Genomic DNA, 16,252 nt, shown 5'->3' on the forward strand with positions numbered 1-16,252 from the left:
AGACTCCTGAACTCATCGTTCCCAGGGAATTCCCTCCCTTCTCTGATTCCCTGTGGAGTAGCGGTTTTCTGCGCGAACTCGGGAGTTTCGACGGTGCCGGATTCAGCTCTCGAGGCTCAATCCTTTGCTCCTGGAAGTCCTTAAACTTGAGCGAAATAGACTCAAAGAAATTTGCGTTCTAGTATTCAGGTAGAAGTTATTGAAGGAGAGTTTATGGACAAGTTGACAACCAAGTCGCAGGAGGCCATATCCGCTGCGCTTGAGAAGGCGATGAGGGCTGGGAATCCCCAGCTCGAGCCGATTCATTTGCTTGCCGCGCTGCTCGAACAGCGCGAAGGAATTGCCGTGGGCATTCTCGACGCCATTGGGGCGGATCAGAGTGCTCTGGCGAGCCGCGCCCAGGCGGCACTGACGGCGCTGCCGGGTGCTCAGGGATCGTCGGTCTCGCAGCCCGCCACGTCTCGCCCGTTCAGCCTCGTGCTGTCGGACGCTGGTAAGGAAGCGACCGCTCTCGGTGATTCGTACATCTCGACCGAGCATCTGCTCATGGCGCTCGCCGCATCGCAGTCCAGTGCCGGCGAGATCCTCAAGGCCGCCTCGGTGACGAGGGACCAGATCCAGGCCGTTCTCGGTCAGGTGCGTGGCAACCGCAAGGTTGATTCCCCCGACCCGGAGGGAACCTTTGAGGCTCTTGAGAAGTACGGAACCGATCTGACCCAGGTGGCTCGCGAAGGCAAGCTTGACCCGGTCATTGGCCGTGACTCCGAGATTAGGCGCGTCATCCAGGTGCTGTCTCGCCGTACCAAGAACAATCCGGTTCTCATTGGTGAACCTGGCGTCGGTAAGACGGCTGTTGTTGAGGGTCTTGCTCAGCGAATCGTTGACGGCGACGTTCCGGAATCCCTGCGCGGCAAGCGACTCATCTCGCTCGATATTGCCGGCATGGTTGCCGGCGCTAAGTACCGTGGCGAGTTCGAGGAACGCCTGAAGGCAGTGCTTCAGGAAATCAAGGACTCCGATGGTGAGATCGTGACCTTCATCGATGAGTTGCACACGGTCGTCGGTGCCGGTGGCGGTAGCGAGGGTGCGATGGACGCGGGCAACATGCTCAAGCCCATGCTGGCCCGCGGCGAGCTTCGTCTCGTTGGCGCCACCACACTCGACGAGTACCGCGAGAACATCGAGAAGGATGCTGCCCTGGAGCGTAGGTTTCAGCAGGTGTACGTCGGTGAACCCTCCGTGGAGGACACCGTGGCGATCCTGCGTGGCATCGCCCCGAAGTACGAGGCTCACCACAAGGTGACCATCTCCGATGGTGCCCTCGTGGCCGCGGCGGAACTGTCGGACCGCTACATCTCTGGCCGCCAGCTTCCCGACAAGGCCATTGACCTTGTCGATGAGGCGGCAAGCCGCCTGCGCATGGAGCTTGACTCCTCCCCTGAGGAGATCGACACACTCCAGCGTCAAGTCGACCGGTTGAAAATGGAGGAGTCGTACCTCGTTGACACCGATGGTGAGGGTGAAGGCGACGCCGGGGCTGAACGCCTCGAGAAGATCCGTGCCGAACTTGCTGATCGCTCCGAGGAACTCGCCGGACTCAACGCACGGTGGGAACGGGAAAAGGCGGGACGAAACCTTGTTGGCGACCTCCGCGTGAAGCTCGATGAGCTCCGCACCGAACTCGAACGCGCCATCCGTGAAGGACGGTACGAGGATGCTGGTCGTATTCAGAACGGTGACATCCCCGAGGTGGAACGTCAGATCGCTGAGGGTGAGGCCGCCGAGGATAGTCTCGATGATCTCGAGCCGATGATCGCGGACCGCGTGGACGCCGATGAGGTGGCGCAGGTTGTTGCCTCCTGGACCGGGATCCCCGTCGGTCGCCTCATGGCGACCGAGACGGAGAAGCTACTCGACATGGAAGACGTGATCGGCAAGCGGCTCATCGGTCAGAAGGAGGCCGTTCAGGTTGTCTCCGATGCCGTTCGCCGCTCTCGTGCCGGCATTGCCGATCCGAACCGACCCACCGGTTCCTTCCTGTTCCTTGGTCCTACCGGTGTCGGCAAGACGGAGCTCGCGAAGTCTCTCGCGGACTTCCTGTTTGACGACGAGAGGGCAATCGTCAGGATCGACATGTCCGAGTACTCGGAGAAGCACTCCGTGGCACGTCTCGTTGGTGCCCCTCCCGGATACGTTGGCTACGAAGAGGGTGGTCAGCTCACCGAAGCTGTTCGCAGGCGCCCCTACGCGGTGGTTCTGCTCGACGAAGTCGAGAAGGCGCACCCCGAGGTGTTCGACATCCTCCTTCAGGTACTCGACGACGGTCGCTTGACGGATGGTCAGGGTCGTACGGTTGATTTCCGCAACACGATCCTCATCCTCACGTCGAACCTTGGTTCCCAGTACCAGGTCGACCCAACCCTGGGCGAGAAGGAGCGCGAGGAACTGATCAACCAGGCAGTCCAGGCCGCCTTCAAGCCCGAGTTCCTTAACCGCCTCGACGCCATCGTCCACTTCCAACCGCTGGGCATGGACGAGATCTCCTCGATCGTCGAACTCCAGGTGCAGCAGCTGGCCGATAGGCTTCAGGCCCGTCGCATCACCCTCGAGGTCACCCCGAGCGGACGCGACTACCTGGCCATGGAGGGCTACGACCCTGCCTACGGTGCGCGCCCGCTCCGCCGCCTCATTCAGCGCGAGATTGGCGACGCTCTTGCGAAGCAGATCCTGGCCGGAGAGGTCAACGATGGTGACACCGTCACCGTGGATGCCCCGGACGGTGTTGGCGCAGGCGGCATGAAGCTGACCGTGGAGGCCGGCCTCTGAGCAAGAAGCTGGGTTGCTGGACAAGGTGCTGACCGTCGCTCTCGCGATCGGCTAGGCAGAGGCTGAACCGCGCGCCGCGGCCGGTTAGTAGGTGGCTGCGAGGTAACTCAGACAGCGGAAGATAAAGGCAAGTGGCGGACTCGACAGAGTCCGCCACTTCATTGTTTCCTCGGGTGGTTGCTTTTATGGTCTGCTTCTAGAAGGCGACCTGGGTTTCGTCGACTGGGACGTAGAGAATGCCGACGATGGCATCGTCGTTGTCAAATGCGAGGCGGCCCATGATCTCGCCGGCCTCGAGCTTGATGGTGGTGACGACAACGACCGTGCCCATAATCTTGCCCATGGCCTTTCCGAGAAGGCTGGACTCGGGCTTCATGCCCTTCGGGGTTGTCACGAACGTGTTGTCGAATCCTTCGAGCTCGCCGGCCTCCTGAAGGACCTGCTTCCACACGTCGACAATGCTCTCCCAGGGGAGTTCCTTGCGCACCCGCGGGTGCATCATGCCCATGACAAGCTCCTCCTCTCCATTCGCAACGTGGGTGAAGAACTTTTCTGTCAGTGCCGGCAGGTCCGCTGTGTTTCGTTGAGTCATTTTCTCTCCCGTTGTTGGATCGGTCGGTTTTCCAAATCGTTTGAACGCAGCCTGGCGAGACATTCCGAGAGTCTCTCCAATCTCCGCCCATGTCGCACCCTCGGCGCGACTTTCCAGTACCGCGTCCTGCAGTTCCTGGTGGGCGGCCTCGATGGCCTCCTGCGCTCGTCGTATCCTGTCCATGACCCAAGTCAACCAAAGGTTGACAGAGGTGTCAACAGTTGGTTGACAGTGAATGTTCCGTTTGGTTGCCAGAAATCATTCCGTTTGGTTGACAGGTTGGGTGGTATTGCGTGTGGGAGGTGCACCTCTTTGACAGGACACGAAAACGGGAGTGAGCGATGGTGATCGCTCACTCCCGTGGTTTCGTTTGGGGTTGTTACTTAGCTTGGGTCAGCTCCTACTTGCCCAGGTGCTCACGAACCTGCTTGGTTGCCTCGACCAGGTTCGTGTGGGAGGCAATGGTTTCCTCGTTGCGGCGGGTCTTGAGACCGCAGTCGGGGTTGACCCACAGGATCTTGGGATCGACCGAGTCGACGGCGAGATCGAGCAGGCCAGCGACTTCTTCCGTGGAGGGCACGCGGGGGGAGTGGATGTCCCACACGCCGGGGCCGACGCCGTGGGAGAAGCCGTGGTCACGCAGATCCGGTAGCACCTCCATGGCGCTACGGGCGGCCTCGATCGAGGTCACGTCGGCGTCGAGGCCTGCGATGGCGTCGATGATCTGGCCGAACTCGGAGTAGCACAGGTGGGTGTGGATCTGGGTGTCGGGGCGAACGCCGGCGGTGGCGGCCTTGAAGGAGCCAACCGACCACGCGAGGTAGTCAGCGTGCTTGGAGGACTCGAGGGGGAGGAGCTCGCGGAGTGCGGGCTCGTCGACCTGGATAACGGCGGCTCCGGCTTCCTCGAGCTCGCCAACCTCGTCGCGTAGCGCGAGAGCGATCTGGTCGGCAACCTCGGACAGCGGGATGTCCTTGCGAACAAACGACCACGCGATGATCGTGACGGGGCCGGTCAGCATGCCCTTGACGGGGCGGTCGGTCAGCGACTGCGAGTAGGACCACCAGGGGACCGTGATGTCACTGGACTTGGCGACGTCACCCCAGAGGATCGACGGACGCGTGCACCGTGAACCGTAGGACTGGACCCAGCCGTGCTTGGTGACGGCGAAGCCGTCGAGGAGCTCAGCGAAGTACTGAACCATGTCGTTGCGCTCTGCCTCGCCGTGAACGAGAACGTCGATGTCGAGATCCTCCTGGAGGCGGATGACTTGCTCGATCTCCTCCTTCATGCGGCCTTCGTAAGCCGCGTCATCGATCCTGCCAGCAGCGTGATCGGCGCGTGCAGAACGAATCTCGGGGGTCTGGGGGAAGGAACCGATCGTGGTGGTCGGGAGCGGGGGCAGGTTCAGCCGCTCTGCCTGAGCCGCCTCGCGCACCGCGTAGTCCTCGCGGTTGCGGTCGGCCTCGGTCAGTGCCGAGACGCGGGAACGCACCTCGGGTACTGCCACGCCCGCGGCTGCTGCGCGCTTCTCGAAGGCTGCGGTGGAGGCTGCCAGCTCGTCGGCAACCGAGTCCCAACCCTCGTTCAGGCCGCGATCGAGAACGACGACCTCTTCGACCTTCTGGTCAGCGAACGCAAGCCACTCGTGAAGGTTCTCGTTGAGTACCGGATCGTCCCACTGCTCCAGGCCGGTGTCGTGGGGAACGTGCTGGAGGGAGGTCGAGGTGCCGACAACGACGGTCGCACCAAGCGTGCGGGCCTCCTCGAGGATGTCCTTGGCCTTGGCGAGATCGGTGCGCCAAATGTTCCGACCATCAACCACGCCAGCCACGAGGATCTTACCCTCGAGATCGGCCTCCGACAGTCCCGCTGCCTGGAGGGATTCCGCGGTCGGCAGGGTGCCGCGATCGAGGTCGATGCCGATGGCCTCGACTCCGGTGCGCACGAGTGCCGGGAAGGCGCGTGCCGAATCGCCGTAGGGTGCGGCAAGAAGAACGTTCGGGCGGTCTCCTGCCTTGGCGAGGCGGGTCCAGGTCTGTTCCACGAGGGCAATGATCTCGTCGCGGTCAGACGGGAGGTTGTCGGAAACGACGGCGGGCTCATCGAACTCAACCCACTCGGCCCCGGCAGCCTTGAACTCGGCGAGCAGCTGCTCGTACACGGCCACAACGTCGCCGAGGCGATCAAGGGGAGTGAAGTCGCCCTCGCCCTTCGCGAGTGCCAGGTAGGTGACGGGACCAACGAGGACGGGGCGGGTGTCGTAACCCCACGACTTGGCCTCGAGGTAGCGCTCTACGTTGTCCTTGTTGGCAAGGGAAATTGGGGTGTCTGCACCGATCTCGGGAACGAGGTAGTGGTAGTTCGTGTCGAACCACTTCGTCATCTCTTGCGGAGCCGCCTCGGCGTCGCCACGGGCGAGAGAGAAGTAGAGATCGAGGCCCGACTTGCTGCGGAAGCGCTCGGGTGCGGCACCAAGCAGGTAGGTGATGTCGAGAACCTGGTCGTAGAGGGAGGAGTTCTCCGGAATCGCGGATCCATCGCCAAGACCGAGCTCGGCAAGGCGTGCGAGGTTCTCCTTGCGGAGGGCAACAACTGCCTCACCCAGCTCCGCCTCGGTGAGGCGGCCGGCCCAGAAGCGTTCAACGGCCTTCTTCACCTCGCGCTTGCGGCCGACTCGGGGGTAACCAAGGATGGTGGACTTCAGTGACATGTGTACTTCCTTTAGTGCGTGTACTTAACAGGTATTGGTGAAAACTTGTGGACAGGGAGTGGGTGGTGGCTTGGGGAACTGCGTGGCTCGTTGGAACTTTTCTTGTGCTTGCCGTCGCGGCGGTCAAAACTGTGCGGAGTTCCTTTGCTGGGTGATACCGAGAGAGTCGAGCACGTCGAGCGACGGCTCGGCCCGGTTGAAGGTGTAGAGGTGAATCCCCGGGGCACCGGCCTCAAGCACGTCCCTCGCGAGGTTCGACGCGAACTCGATGCCGATGTTGTAAGCCTCCGAACCCACGAGTTCGACATCGGGATTGCGCGCCTCCGCGGCTTCCATGGCCTCGATCAACTCGGCCGGCGGCGTGATACCGGTGAGCTCCGCGGAGCGGTGGAGCCTGCGGGACTCGACGGCGGGGATGATGCCGGGGACGATCGGGATGTGCACGCCGGCCCGGCGGGCCTTCGTGACGAACGTCGTGTAGCTCTCCACCGTCCATATCATCTGCGTGATCGCGAAGTTGGCTCCCGCTGCCTGCTTGACCAGGAGGCGGTTCACCTCATCGTCGACCGAGGTGCCAGCATCGGGATTCCCGTTGGCGAAAGTCGCGACCGCGATCGTGAGCGGCTTAAAGGCGTTGCGGAGGGCCGCGCCGGGGGAGCACTTGCAGGCCTCGGCCTCGAGCTCACGAATCGTGGTGACGAGTTCAACGGCGGACTGGAGGCTATCGGGTGAGGGCTCCCAATCCGGATCGTCGACCGGCGGATCTCCGCGAAGTGCGAGGAACGTGCGTACGCCAGCGTTCAGGTAGTTGTTGAGGGAGGTCTCGATCGAGTCCCGAGAACTTCCCACGCAGGTGAAGTGGGCGACGGGCTGGACCACGGTGTCGCGAACCAGCCTCGTGACGACCTCAAACGAGGTGCTCGCGTTCTTGCCGCCCGCTCCGTACGTGACCGACACGAAGTCGGGACGGAACTCCATGAGCCGATCGACGGTGCCCCAGAACTTCGGAGCATTGTCCGGTCGCCTGGGTGGCATCAGCTCAAAGGATATGAGTGGGGTATTGAGTGGTGAAGACATAGGAGTGCCCTGTTCTGGTTTTGGTAGCTTGCCCCGCATAAGGCCTGAGCCAAGCTTGTAGTCTGCGCCGTTGCGGACGGGGAGCTACCACGCTGCGTGACACGGGCCCGAAGCCTCGATGTCAACCGAAATCTCTTACCTGCACATTCGCATGCGAAAATCCCCGGCAGGGCGGGCCATCTTCGTCAGTGCGGTACGGTTCATGGTCACCATCTTGGCGGACGAGTCCCAGATCTAAAACTCAATCCATATGGTGATACACATGCCCGGATATTGAGAACGAAGGACTGGGGAGAATGGTGATTTACCAGGGCAAAAAGGTCGCGGGAATGGAGTGGTGTTGCCCTGCGTTGTCGGCAGCATGGTGAAAAAGATTGGATTCCTATCCTTCGGTCATTGGATGAACCATCCGACGTCGGCCACGCGCACGGGAGGTGACTCCCTGCTCCAGAGCATTGACCTTGCCGTGGCGGCGGAAGAACTCGGTGCGGACGGTGCGTACTTCCGTGTTCATCACTTCGCTCAGCAGCTCGGCTCTCCCTTCCCGCTTCTCGCGGCGATTGGAGCCAAGACCTCCACGATCGAGATCGGTACCGGTGTCATCGACATGAGGTACACAAACCCTCTGCAGTTTGCGGAGGATGCTGGTGCGGTCGACCTGATCTCCGAGGGCCGTCTTCAACTTGGAATTTCCCGTGGTTCACCGGAGCAGGTGATCGATGGGTGGAAGTACTTTGGTTTCCAGCCCGCCGAAGGCGAAACCGATGCCGACATGGCGCGCCGTCACACGGCCGTTGCCATGGAAGTAATTGACGGACTGAAGTTCGCTGAACCCAACCCGAGGCCCATGGTGCCGAACCCTCCCGGCCTGCTCCGCGTCGAGCCCTTTTCGAAGGGGCTCCGCCAGAGGATCTGGTGGGGTGCGGGATCCGATGCGACAGCGCGGTGGGCGGCGCAGGAGGGGATGAACCTCATGTCCTCCACACTCAAGGACGACGAGTCCGGCGAACTCTTCCACGTTCAGCAGCGCAAGCAGATCGAAGAGTTCCGCACCGAGTGGGCCAAGCATGACCACGGTTTCGAACCCAGGGTTTCCGTTTCTCGTTCCATCTTTGCCCTGACAACCGACAAGGACCGGGAGTACTTCCTCGGGGGTAGTGAGCGGAATGACCAGTTCGGATACATCGACTCAACAAGGTCCGTGTTCGGCAGATCCTACATCGATGAGCCGGACGCCCTGATCGAGCAGTTGGCTGGGGACGAGGCCATCCAGGCCGCGGACACTCTGCTGCTGACCGTCCCGACCCAGCTTGGCGTGGACTACAACGCCCACATCATCGAATCCATCCTCACCCACGTGGCACCCGGTCTCGGGTGGCGTGAGAAGCCAGAAGCACAGGGTGATGGTGAGCGGTTGAACTCCAGCGACATCGACTAGTCCGACAACGCGATCGGAACAGGCGAATAGCAAAGTAGAGCCGCACATGACGTGCGGCTCTACGCATGTCCACCCTAAAGGTTGACGAGCAGAACGTAGGTGAGGGTGCCCGCTCCCACGCTCAGGAGCGTTCTCCTGCCACCGAGCAGGTGAACGAGGATGGTAACGGCCGTGGCGGCTCCCGCCTGAAGGAGTCGTGTTCCGTCGGATCCCGTGGAATCGAGGAAGGTGCTGGCGGCAAGGATGGTGAGGATTCCGGCTGGCATCCACCCAGCCATGACCGCCACGACCTCAGATTCCCGAAGAGGCTTGAGAATCGCGAACGGCAGGGCCCTTAAGGAGAAGTTGATGACGAAGATCGTGGCGAGAACGGCCACGAGATAGGTCGGATCACTTGTCACGATTCCTCCCACACAGATACCGAACAACCAGGGTGAGGACGAAGATCAGCATGCCAAGGAACAGTGCCTGGTCGGGTGCCGCGATGATCGCGAAGGAGTAGCTGGCCGCCCCGAGGATAACCGAGGGGACCTCCTTCTTTGTCTTCGCAGCGTCGAGCGCCAGGGTGATGAACAGCGCGCACAGCGCGAACTCGAGTCCCTCGATCGGCTCCGGCAGGAGGCTGCCGATGCCAACTCCGGCCAGACCGCCAAGCACCCAGTAGCTCTGGAGCGCGATCTGGAGGGAGATCAGCCGCCACGATGTCCACCCGTGTGGATGTGCCGCGGTCACGGCAAATGCCTCATCGGTCAGCGCATACATCGAGTAGGTCCGAGCGACCGGGTTCTTCACGGCCTTGAGCGGGAACGAGAAGGCGTAGAACACGTGACGGAAGTTCACGAGCAGAGTCGTCACAGCGATGGTTGCGAGAGGGGTTGCGGACGCAATCATGCCAACCAGAAGTAGCTCGAGGGAACCCGCGTAACCAAAGATCGAAAGAGCGGGAGCAATCCACCAGGGCAGGCCAGCCTGAATGACCAGTAAACCAAAGGCGATCCCTAACGGGAAGAGACCGAGCCCCGCCGCGAAGGACAACCTGATCCCGGTTGTGATCTCGCTCCGCCGGGAAACCTGCTCCACCGACTTGTTCGTTCCAATCTCATTCGACATCGCCATCGAGTCTAGACCCGAGCAGAGAAGTAGGCTGGCAAGTATTACGTACTAGACACTAGACAGCTGAGCTACAGGGTTCCTACGCTGAACGGCATGACAACGTACTTTTACACGGCCTCCAGCCTCGATGGCTTCATCGCAACCGAGGAGGACTCTCTCGAGTGGCTGTTCAAGCAGGACTTCGACGAGGAAGGGCCGATGGCGTACCCCGCCTTCGTCGAGAAGATTGGTGCGTTGATCATGGGCGCCAACACGTACGAATGGCTCCTCGAGAACGGCGGGGAGTGGACGTACGAGCAACCAACCTGGGTCCTCACCCACCGAGAACTCGGCACACCCGAGGGATCCGACGTTCGCTTCAGTCAGGACGCGGGCCTCGCACACGAGCAGGCCGTCGGCGCCGCACAGGGCCAGGGCGTGTGGATCGTTGGTGGAGGCGGCCTTGCTGGTGAGTATGCCCGGGCCGGCCTACTTGATGAGGTCTGGGTTCAGTTCGCCCCCGTCACTCTCGGTTCCGGAAAACCCCTCCTGCCGGTCGCCGTGGATCTCGAACTCGTCGACGTGGCACGCAACCGGCACTTTGTCTGCACACGCTACCGAGTCGTCAAGCCCGGAACGATTGGCCAAGGCTCCAAGTAGTTGACCAGAACTCCAAATGAAGGAGTCGCAGACTCTTATAGAAATCATCGCGCTCGCGGAACGGCAGTCCACATGAGAGGCGTTCGTGACTAATTCGAAACTGGATAAATCAGCCGGAACCGTTCGCACACCACTGGTGAGGATTCGGTGAACTCGACATCGGTGTGGGTGCGCCAAAACCGCTGGTGAATCTCCCGCCACGAAGCGAGCGTGCGATCTCCCTCGCCCTCGGAGTGGGCATGATCCTCGGTGACCTCGTCGAAAGGCACGATCGTGACCGAGGTGGTCTCGATGATCGCTATGGGTTTCTCAACCCCGTCAAGAATGATGCTGAGGTCGCCCGCTGCGGGAAGTTCATCGCCGGACTCGTACTCCCCGAGGAGGGATGCCGTGCCGGTCTTGACGCCGTCCAAGACCAGACCCAGAAGTTCGTTCGCATGCTCCGGGGTTGCGCCGAATGACCACTCCTCCGGGGCCTCCTGGGGGAGGTGAGGAAGGAGCTTGCGGGCCTGATCCCAGAACTTATCGATGCTCATAATGGAAGTGTAGGTCGACTGCCTGGCACGCGAGAAAAGCACAGCCACAGACCGGCAAGGGGCACTGGAATCAAAGAGAGACACCGAGATCGAGGGAACTGAGACACGAGACAACTGAGACAAAAGAAATGAGCGCCTCTCGGCGCTCATTCCATTCCATTCGTTCTTACTGAACGACGGTCTGCTTAGACGAATTCGATGACGTCCGCGATGGACTTGTGAACGTGATCGGGGCGGAAGGGGTGCTTGACGATATCTTCGCGCTTCGTTGAGCCGGTGAGGACGAGGTGGGTCGTGAGACCAGCCTCGATACCAGCGAGGATGTCGGTGTCCATGCGGTCACCAACGATCGAGGTGTCTTCCGAGTGGGCGCCGATACGGTTGAGGCCGTGGCGGAGCATGATCGGGTTCGGCTTTCCAAGGAAGAAAGGCTTGCGACCAGTAGCGGTCTCGATCATCGCTGCGACAGCACCGGTTGCGGGGAGGTCGCCCTCAGCGGAGGGACCGGTGGCATCCGGGTTGGTTGCGATGAAGCGGGCGCCGTTCTGGATGAGGCGAATAGCGGTCGTGATTGCCTCGAACGAGTAAGTGCGGGTCTCGCCAAGGATGACAAAGTCAGGGTTGGCGGTGGTCATGATGAAGTTTTCTTCGTAGAGGGCGGTCGTCAGACCTGCCTCTCCAACAACGTATGCTCGGCGTGAATCCGACTGGGTCGCGAGAAAACGTGCAGTTGCGAGTGCCGACGTCCAGATGCGGGACTCGTCAACCTCAATGCCCGAAGTGGCCAGTCGGGCGGCAAGGTCGCGTGGCGTGAAGATCGAGTTGTTTGTCAGGATCAGGTGGGGAATGCCCTTTTCGTCAAGGAGATCGAGGAATTCCCTAGCGCCGTTCAGCGCCAGGCCCTCGTGTACGAGGACGCCATCCATATCAATTAGCCAAGAGCTCATGTTCTACAATTAGCACGTGGACGCCGTAATTCTAAGTGCAAGTGACAAAGTCCTAAAAAAGAGGGGCGAAATCGAGCAAATTTTCCCATTTGCTTCAGTTACGAAACTCTTTGCAACATACGCAACTCTCATTGCCGTCGACCGTCATCTGCTGTCTTTGGACGACGAAGCGGGTCCAGCCACCGTCCGGCATCTTCTCGGACACGCCTCAGGCTTACCGATGGACGAGGGAGCGATCCTCTCCAAGCCCGGTGTCCGCAGGGTTTATTCCAACAAGGGCATCGAAGTTCTCGGCGACTATGTTGCCGAACAAGTCGGCACCAGCATCCAGGAATGGATCGAAGAAACCGTTCTCGAACCCCTCGGGCTCTCCTCGATCCTCATCGAAGGCTCGCCAGCCCACTCTGGAGAAGGTAACGCGGAGGATCTCGCAGCCTTCAGCAGGGAACTCCTTGCCCCAACTCTCGTCTCTCACGAGCTCTTCCACGAGGCCACGACCGTGAGCTTCGGTGAACTGAGCGGCGTGCTCCCCGGCTACGGCAGGCAGAAGAACAATGCCTGGGGTCTTGGCTTCGAGATTCGAGCAGACAAGGATCCGCACTGGCTGTCCGACACTTTCTCTCCCAAAACCTTCGGCCACTTTGGTCAATCCGGCTCCTTCCTTTGGGTGGATCCCGACGTGCAGCTCGCGGGGGTCTACCTCGGAGATGAGAACTTCGGAAAGAAACACATCGAGTTGTGGCCGGAGCTGACGAGGAAGATGCGAGCGGGCGAGGACTTCTAATCGCCAGAGGGTGCCTCACTCCTTGGCCGACGTGGGCCCCAGAGCCCTTGGTGGACGTGAGCCCCAGAGCCACGACATTCTCGCATTGATTGGACGGCTTCCCGCTTGCCACGCAACGTGCAAAGAGGAATGAGAATCCCCGGATCGGCTGATCCGGGGATTCCTTTGCTTGTGGGAGCGGCGCATCTGCGTGGAAGGTTGGCCGCATGGTAGCTACCAGCTTCGTGGTTGCCGGCTAGAGCATGTCCCAAACGTCGAGGACTCCGAAGAACACGTAGGCGATGAGGCCGATGAAGACGGCGAGGCCAAGAACGAATCCGATGATGCCGAGGGTGGCAGAAGCGTTGGAGCGGCGTGCCTGCGAGATCGAGACAAAGCCGAGTGCGCATCCGATCGATCCCGTCCAAAAGAACACGATCGAGAGGATCCCAGCGAGACGGCCAGCCGTGTGCGGCGGTTGATATGCCGGGTGAGGCTGGAACGGATTGTGGGCCGGCTGATTGGCGTTCTGGTATCGGCCCTGGTTCCCGGGTGCGTAACTCATGGGTTTAATCTAGCAAGTCAACGATGACGGGTACGTGATCAGAACTCCCCTTCCCCTTCCGCTCATCACGATCGATGAATGCGGTAGCAACCCTCTTGGCGAGAGCGGGGGAGTAGTGGTGGAAGTCGATCTTCATGCCCTCGTTTTTCGGGAAACGAAGTTGCTGGTAATCCCAGAACGTGTACTGGGTGTCGTACTGGCGGGTCACCTCGGTGAACCCAGCATCGACAATCGCCTGAATGGCGTCACGCTCGGGCTGGGTCACGTACAGTTCATCCCTGAACACCTCGATGTCCCACACATCCGTGTCCTGGGGCGCCACGTTCCAGTCACCCACGAGAGCAATCTGTGCTTCCGGATCCTTGGCGAGCCGTTCCTTGCCCCGCAGGGCAAGCTCTGCCAGGAAGTTGAGCTTGTAGGTGTAGTGCGGATCCGTGTTGGATCGACCGTTCGGAACGTAGAGGCTCCAGACCTCGACACCGTTGCAGGTGGCGCCAATGGCGCGAGGTTCCACAACAGGTTCCTTGTCGGGTTTGGCGAAGGCGGGCTGTCCCACGAAGGACTTCTTCACGTTCTCCAAACCAACGCGGGATGCAATGGCGACTCCGTTCCACTGGTTGAGGCCAGCGACCGCAACCTCGTATCCGGTCTTTTCAAAGACCTCGTACGGGAACTGCTCCTCCTTGCACTTCGTTTCCTGAATCGCGAGCACATCGGTGCCGGAGCGTTCCAGGAAATCAATCACTCGTTCATAACGAGTACGGATCGAGTTCACATTCCACGTAGCAAGTCTCATGTCAGCCATTATTCCAGCTAGGCTCATGGCATGGGAACAGCACTCATCACCGGCGCAACATCCGGCATCGGCAAGGAATTCGCCTGGCAGCTCGCGGGAGAGGGAAACGACATCGTTCTCGTGGCCCGCAATAGGGAGCGGCTCGATGCCTTGGCTGAGCAGATCACGAACTTCACCGGACAGCAGGTCGAAACCCTCTCGGCCGATCTCTCGTCCGAAGAAGGCGCACGCACTGTCGGTCAGCGGGTGGCCGACAAGGAGCGCCCCATCGGTCTCGTGATCAACAACGCCGGCTTCGGGCTGGGGCAGCAGTTCCTAGGCGGCAGCCTCGATCGTGAGCTTGAGGCACTTGATGTCATGGCCCGCGCCATCCTCATCATCTGCCACCACGCGGCCCAGGAGTTTGCCGGTCGCGGCTACGGCACAATCCTTAATGTCTCGTCCATGACCTCCTTGACAGCGCAGGGAACCTATTCAGCGCACAAGGCGTGGTTGCGAACCTTCTCGGAGGGACTATCCGAGATCCTGAAGCCCCACGGCGTCGGAGTGACTGTTGCGTGCCCGGGACTGGTGCACACAGAGTTCCACGAGCGAACCAATGTGGACTCGAGCCAGTGGCCCGAGCTTGCCTTCACCCCCGTTCACAGGGTCGTAGCCAAGTCGCTCGATGCAGCTCGCTGCGGCCAGGTCATCGTCACGCCATCGATCAAGTACACGGGTGTCGCGGCCGCGATCCGGGTCATGCCGAGATGGCTGGTGCGGAAGGTTGCTGGTCCAGGCAGGTCCGGGCTCGAGTAGCAACGTACACTGGTGCCGTGAAAACGAACGATACTCAACGCCAGCGCCTCATCCAGCTCGTCAGAGAACTCTCCGTCATCGAGGGCGAAGTGACCCTCGCTTCCGGGAATGTTTCCGACCACTACGTTGATATGAGGAGGGCAACCCTCCATCACGAGGCGGCCCCCCTGATCGGTCACGTCATGCTCGATATGCTGGAAGAGCAGGGCTTTGGTGCCGGTGAGATCGACGCCGTTGGTGGCCTCACCATGGGCGCGGATCCCGTTGCCACAGCAATCCTGCACGCGGCCGCCTCCCGCGGTCTCGACATCGACGCCTTCGTGGTTCGCAAGGCCGCCAAGGATCACGGCATGAAGAAGCGGATCGAGGGTCCCTCGATCGAGGGATGTACCGTCGTCATTCTTGAGGACACCTCCACCACGGGCGGATCCCCACTCGAGGCACTGGAAGCCGCCCGCGAGGCCGGAGCCTCCGTGGTAGCAGTCGCAGTCGTTGTTGACCGCAAAACCGGAGCCAAGGAACGCATCGAGGCCGCGGGAGTGCCATACTTCGCCGCCCTCTCGATCGACGAGTTGCGCTAAAAGTACCGAAGGCACCGCTCACTGAGAACGTTGGTCAGGCTTGCGACAGTAGGCCTGACCTTCGGTCATTCAACCGGTCATCTCCCATCATTCAGGCTGTTCAATGAATGGTCGTTTTGGCAGTCATTTGGGCTTTGGTTCGGCTCGCATGGTGACCAATCCCCACACGGGAAGTGTCGAGACGGCTGATTCGTCACGTTATGCTTGGCAGGCAGGGAACCGACGTTTCCTACTTTCTAATCTTTCAAGGAGAAGACCATGGGCCAAGGAACGGTTGTGCTCATCGTAGTTGTCGCACTGATCCTCATCGTTGTTTTTTGGGCGATCTCCGCGTACAACACCCTCATTCGCCTCCGCAACCAGGTTCAGGAATCGTGGAAGCAGATCGATGTTGAACTACATCGCCGCTACCAGCTGATCCCGAACCTCGTCGAAACGGTCAAGGGCTACGCCGCTCACGAGCAGGCCGTAATCGAAGAGGTCACGCAGATGAGGAACCGAGCTCAAGCATCGACCGGTGATGCTGCTGAGCGTAGCCAGCGAGAAGGTGACCTCTCCCGCTCCCTCGGCAACGTGTTCGCGGTTGCTGAGAACTACCCCGAGCTTCAGGCCGCGGGCCCCTTCCGTGACCTTCAGAAGGAACTTGCCAACACCGAGGACCGCATCGCGGCCGGTCGCAGATTCTACAACTCGAACGTCTCGGGCATCAACTCCAAGATCGAGTCCTTCCCCTCGAACATCATTGCCAGCATGTTCAAGTTCCGTCGTGCAGAGTTCTTCGAGATCCCCGAAGTGGCCAGGCAGGCACCCCAGGTTTCTTTCCGCACCTCGGATGGTCGCCTCGGCACGTACGAGACCTCCGATTGGC

General features: G+C 60.8%; 16 protein-coding genes. 7 read left to right on the forward strand and 9 right to left on the reverse strand.

The window, feature by feature from the left end; genetic code table 11:
• Nucleotides 1-213 precede the first annotated feature (213 nt).
• Nucleotides 214-2,826 (forward strand): ATP-dependent chaperone ClpB, encoded by a 2,613-nt coding sequence (gene clpB, locus QMB98_RS01680; protein WP_371683903.1) that lies wholly within the window; start codon nucleotides 214-216, stop codon nucleotides 2,824-2,826.
• Between the two features lie 196 nt (nucleotides 2,827-3,022).
• Here the strand turns inward: clpB and QMB98_RS01685 are convergent, their stop codons facing one another.
• The 3 genes from QMB98_RS01685 to QMB98_RS01695 form a co-directional block, all read right to left on the reverse strand.
• Nucleotides 3,023-3,418, reverse strand: coding sequence for a DUF3887 domain-containing protein (locus tag QMB98_RS01685; RefSeq protein WP_371683904.1), 396 nt, complete (start codon nucleotides 3,416-3,418; stop codon nucleotides 3,023-3,025).
• A 400-nt stretch (nucleotides 3,419-3,818) separates the two neighbouring features.
• Nucleotides 3,819-6,131 (reverse strand): 5-methyltetrahydropteroyltriglutamate--homocysteine S-methyltransferase, encoded by a 2,313-nt coding sequence (metE, locus tag QMB98_RS01690; protein ID WP_371683906.1) that lies wholly within the window; start codon nucleotides 6,129-6,131, stop codon nucleotides 3,819-3,821.
• Nucleotides 6,132-6,254: 123 nt separating this feature from the next.
• On the reverse strand, nucleotides 6,255-7,166 hold the full coding sequence (locus QMB98_RS01695; RefSeq protein ID WP_371683907.1) for a methylenetetrahydrofolate reductase: 912 nt from the start codon (nucleotides 7,164-7,166) through the stop codon (nucleotides 6,255-6,257).
• Nucleotides 7,167-7,608: 442 nt separating this feature from the next.
• Between QMB98_RS01695 and QMB98_RS01700 the strand changes: the two genes are divergently transcribed.
• The gene (locus tag QMB98_RS01700) at nucleotides 7,609-8,646 is read left to right on the forward strand and encodes an LLM class flavin-dependent oxidoreductase (protein ID WP_371683908.1); all 1,038 of its coding nucleotides are present in this window, start codon (nucleotides 7,609-7,611) and stop codon (nucleotides 8,644-8,646) included.
• A 74-nt stretch (nucleotides 8,647-8,720) separates the two neighbouring features.
• On the opposite strand, the gene QMB98_RS01705 is transcribed toward QMB98_RS01700, so the two are convergent.
• Both QMB98_RS01705 and QMB98_RS01710 read right to left on the reverse strand, forming a co-directional pair.
• A complete protein-coding gene (locus tag QMB98_RS01705; protein WP_371683909.1) occupies nucleotides 8,721-9,047 on the reverse strand; it encodes a branched-chain amino acid transporter permease in 327 nt (108 codons plus the stop codon).
• Complete coding sequence (locus QMB98_RS01710; protein WP_371683910.1) at nucleotides 9,037-9,756, reverse strand: AzlC family ABC transporter permease; 720 nt, start codon at nucleotides 9,754-9,756, stop codon at nucleotides 9,037-9,039. Before QMB98_RS01710 ends, QMB98_RS01705 begins: the two co-directional genes overlap by 11 nt.
• 96 nt (nucleotides 9,757-9,852) lie before the next feature.
• On the opposite strand from QMB98_RS01710, the gene QMB98_RS01715 reads away from it, so the two are divergent.
• Nucleotides 9,853-10,398: a dihydrofolate reductase family protein gene (locus tag QMB98_RS01715; RefSeq protein ID WP_371683911.1), complete on the forward strand. Its 546-nt coding sequence runs from the start codon at nucleotides 9,853-9,855 to the stop codon at nucleotides 10,396-10,398.
• An 89-nt stretch (nucleotides 10,399-10,487) separates the two neighbouring features.
• On the opposite strand, the gene QMB98_RS01720 is transcribed toward QMB98_RS01715, so the two are convergent.
• The gene (locus QMB98_RS01720; protein WP_371683912.1) at nucleotides 10,488-10,934 is read right to left on the reverse strand and encodes an ASCH domain-containing protein; all 447 of its coding nucleotides are present in this window, start codon (nucleotides 10,932-10,934) and stop codon (nucleotides 10,488-10,490) included.
• Nucleotides 10,935-11,119: 185 nt separating this feature from the next.
• Nucleotides 11,120-11,881, reverse strand: coding sequence for an HAD-IIA family hydrolase (locus QMB98_RS01725; RefSeq protein WP_371683913.1), 762 nt, complete (start codon nucleotides 11,879-11,881; stop codon nucleotides 11,120-11,122).
• A gap of 16 nt (nucleotides 11,882-11,897) precedes the next feature.
• Between QMB98_RS01725 and QMB98_RS01730 the strand changes: the two genes are divergently transcribed.
• On the forward strand, nucleotides 11,898-12,665 hold the full coding sequence (locus QMB98_RS01730; protein ID WP_371683914.1) for a serine hydrolase domain-containing protein: 768 nt from the start codon (nucleotides 11,898-11,900) through the stop codon (nucleotides 12,663-12,665).
• 235 nt (nucleotides 12,666-12,900) lie between these two features.
• On the opposite strand, the gene QMB98_RS01735 is transcribed toward QMB98_RS01730, so the two are convergent.
• Both QMB98_RS01735 and QMB98_RS01740 read right to left on the reverse strand, forming a co-directional pair.
• Nucleotides 12,901-13,209 (reverse strand): hypothetical protein, encoded by a 309-nt coding sequence (locus QMB98_RS01735; RefSeq protein ID WP_371683915.1) that lies wholly within the window; start codon nucleotides 13,207-13,209, stop codon nucleotides 12,901-12,903.
• A gap of 4 nt (nucleotides 13,210-13,213) precedes the next feature.
• On the reverse strand, nucleotides 13,214-14,005 hold the full coding sequence (locus tag QMB98_RS01740) for an exodeoxyribonuclease III (RefSeq protein ID WP_371683916.1): 792 nt from the start codon (nucleotides 14,003-14,005) through the stop codon (nucleotides 13,214-13,216).
• Nucleotides 14,006-14,035: 30 nt separating this feature from the next.
• On the opposite strand from QMB98_RS01740, the gene QMB98_RS01745 reads away from it, so the two are divergent.
• The 3 genes from QMB98_RS01745 to QMB98_RS01755 all read left to right on the forward strand — a co-directional run.
• On the forward strand, nucleotides 14,036-14,803 hold the full coding sequence (locus tag QMB98_RS01745) for an SDR family NAD(P)-dependent oxidoreductase (protein WP_371683917.1): 768 nt from the start codon (nucleotides 14,036-14,038) through the stop codon (nucleotides 14,801-14,803).
• A gap of 17 nt (nucleotides 14,804-14,820) precedes the next feature.
• Nucleotides 14,821-15,384, forward strand: coding sequence for an orotate phosphoribosyltransferase (gene pyrE / locus QMB98_RS01750; protein ID WP_371683918.1), 564 nt, complete (start codon nucleotides 14,821-14,823; stop codon nucleotides 15,382-15,384).
• A gap of 258 nt (nucleotides 15,385-15,642) precedes the next feature.
• Nucleotides 15,643-16,252 (forward strand): LemA family protein (locus QMB98_RS01755; RefSeq protein ID WP_371683919.1); only part of this gene is annotated, 610 nt, incomplete at its 3' end.

Source organism: Flaviflexus sp. (assembly GCF_041440645.1).
Lineage (GTDB): Bacteria > Actinomycetota > Actinomycetes > Actinomycetales > Actinomycetaceae > Flaviflexus.

Coding starts and splice junctions, on each gene's coding strand:
- QMB98_RS01715 (WP_371683911.1), top strand. CDS start 9,853: ATGACAACGTACTTTTACACGGCCTCCAGCCTCGATGGCTTCATCGCA.
- QMB98_RS01695 (WP_371683907.1), bottom strand. CDS start 7,166: ATGCCACCCAGGCGACCGGACAATGCTCCGAAGTTCTGGGGCACCGTC.
- metE (WP_371683906.1), bottom strand. CDS start 6,131: ATGTCACTGAAGTCCACCATCCTTGGTTACCCCCGAGTCGGCCGCAAG.
- QMB98_RS01720 (WP_371683912.1), bottom strand. CDS start 10,934: ATGAGCATCGATAAGTTCTGGGATCAGGCCCGCAAGCTCCTTCCTCAC.
- QMB98_RS01700 (WP_371683908.1), top strand. CDS start 7,609: ATGAACCATCCGACGTCGGCCACGCGCACGGGAGGTGACTCCCTGCTC.
- clpB (WP_371683903.1), top strand. CDS start 214: ATGGACAAGTTGACAACCAAGTCGCAGGAGGCCATATCCGCTGCGCTT.
- QMB98_RS01745 (WP_371683917.1), top strand. CDS start 14,036: ATGGGAACAGCACTCATCACCGGCGCAACATCCGGCATCGGCAAGGAA.
- QMB98_RS01735 (WP_371683915.1), bottom strand. CDS start 13,209: ATGAGTTACGCACCCGGGAACCAGGGCCGATACCAGAACGCCAATCAG.
- QMB98_RS01710 (WP_371683910.1), bottom strand. CDS start 9,756: ATGTCGAATGAGATTGGAACGAACAAGTCGGTGGAGCAGGTTTCCCGG.
- QMB98_RS01740 (WP_371683916.1), bottom strand. CDS start 14,005: ATGAGACTTGCTACGTGGAATGTGAACTCGATCCGTACTCGTTATGAA.
- QMB98_RS01685 (WP_371683904.1), bottom strand. CDS start 3,418: ATGACTCAACGAAACACAGCGGACCTGCCGGCACTGACAGAAAAGTTC.
- QMB98_RS01725 (WP_371683913.1), bottom strand. CDS start 11,881: ATGAGCTCTTGGCTAATTGATATGGATGGCGTCCTCGTACACGAGGGC.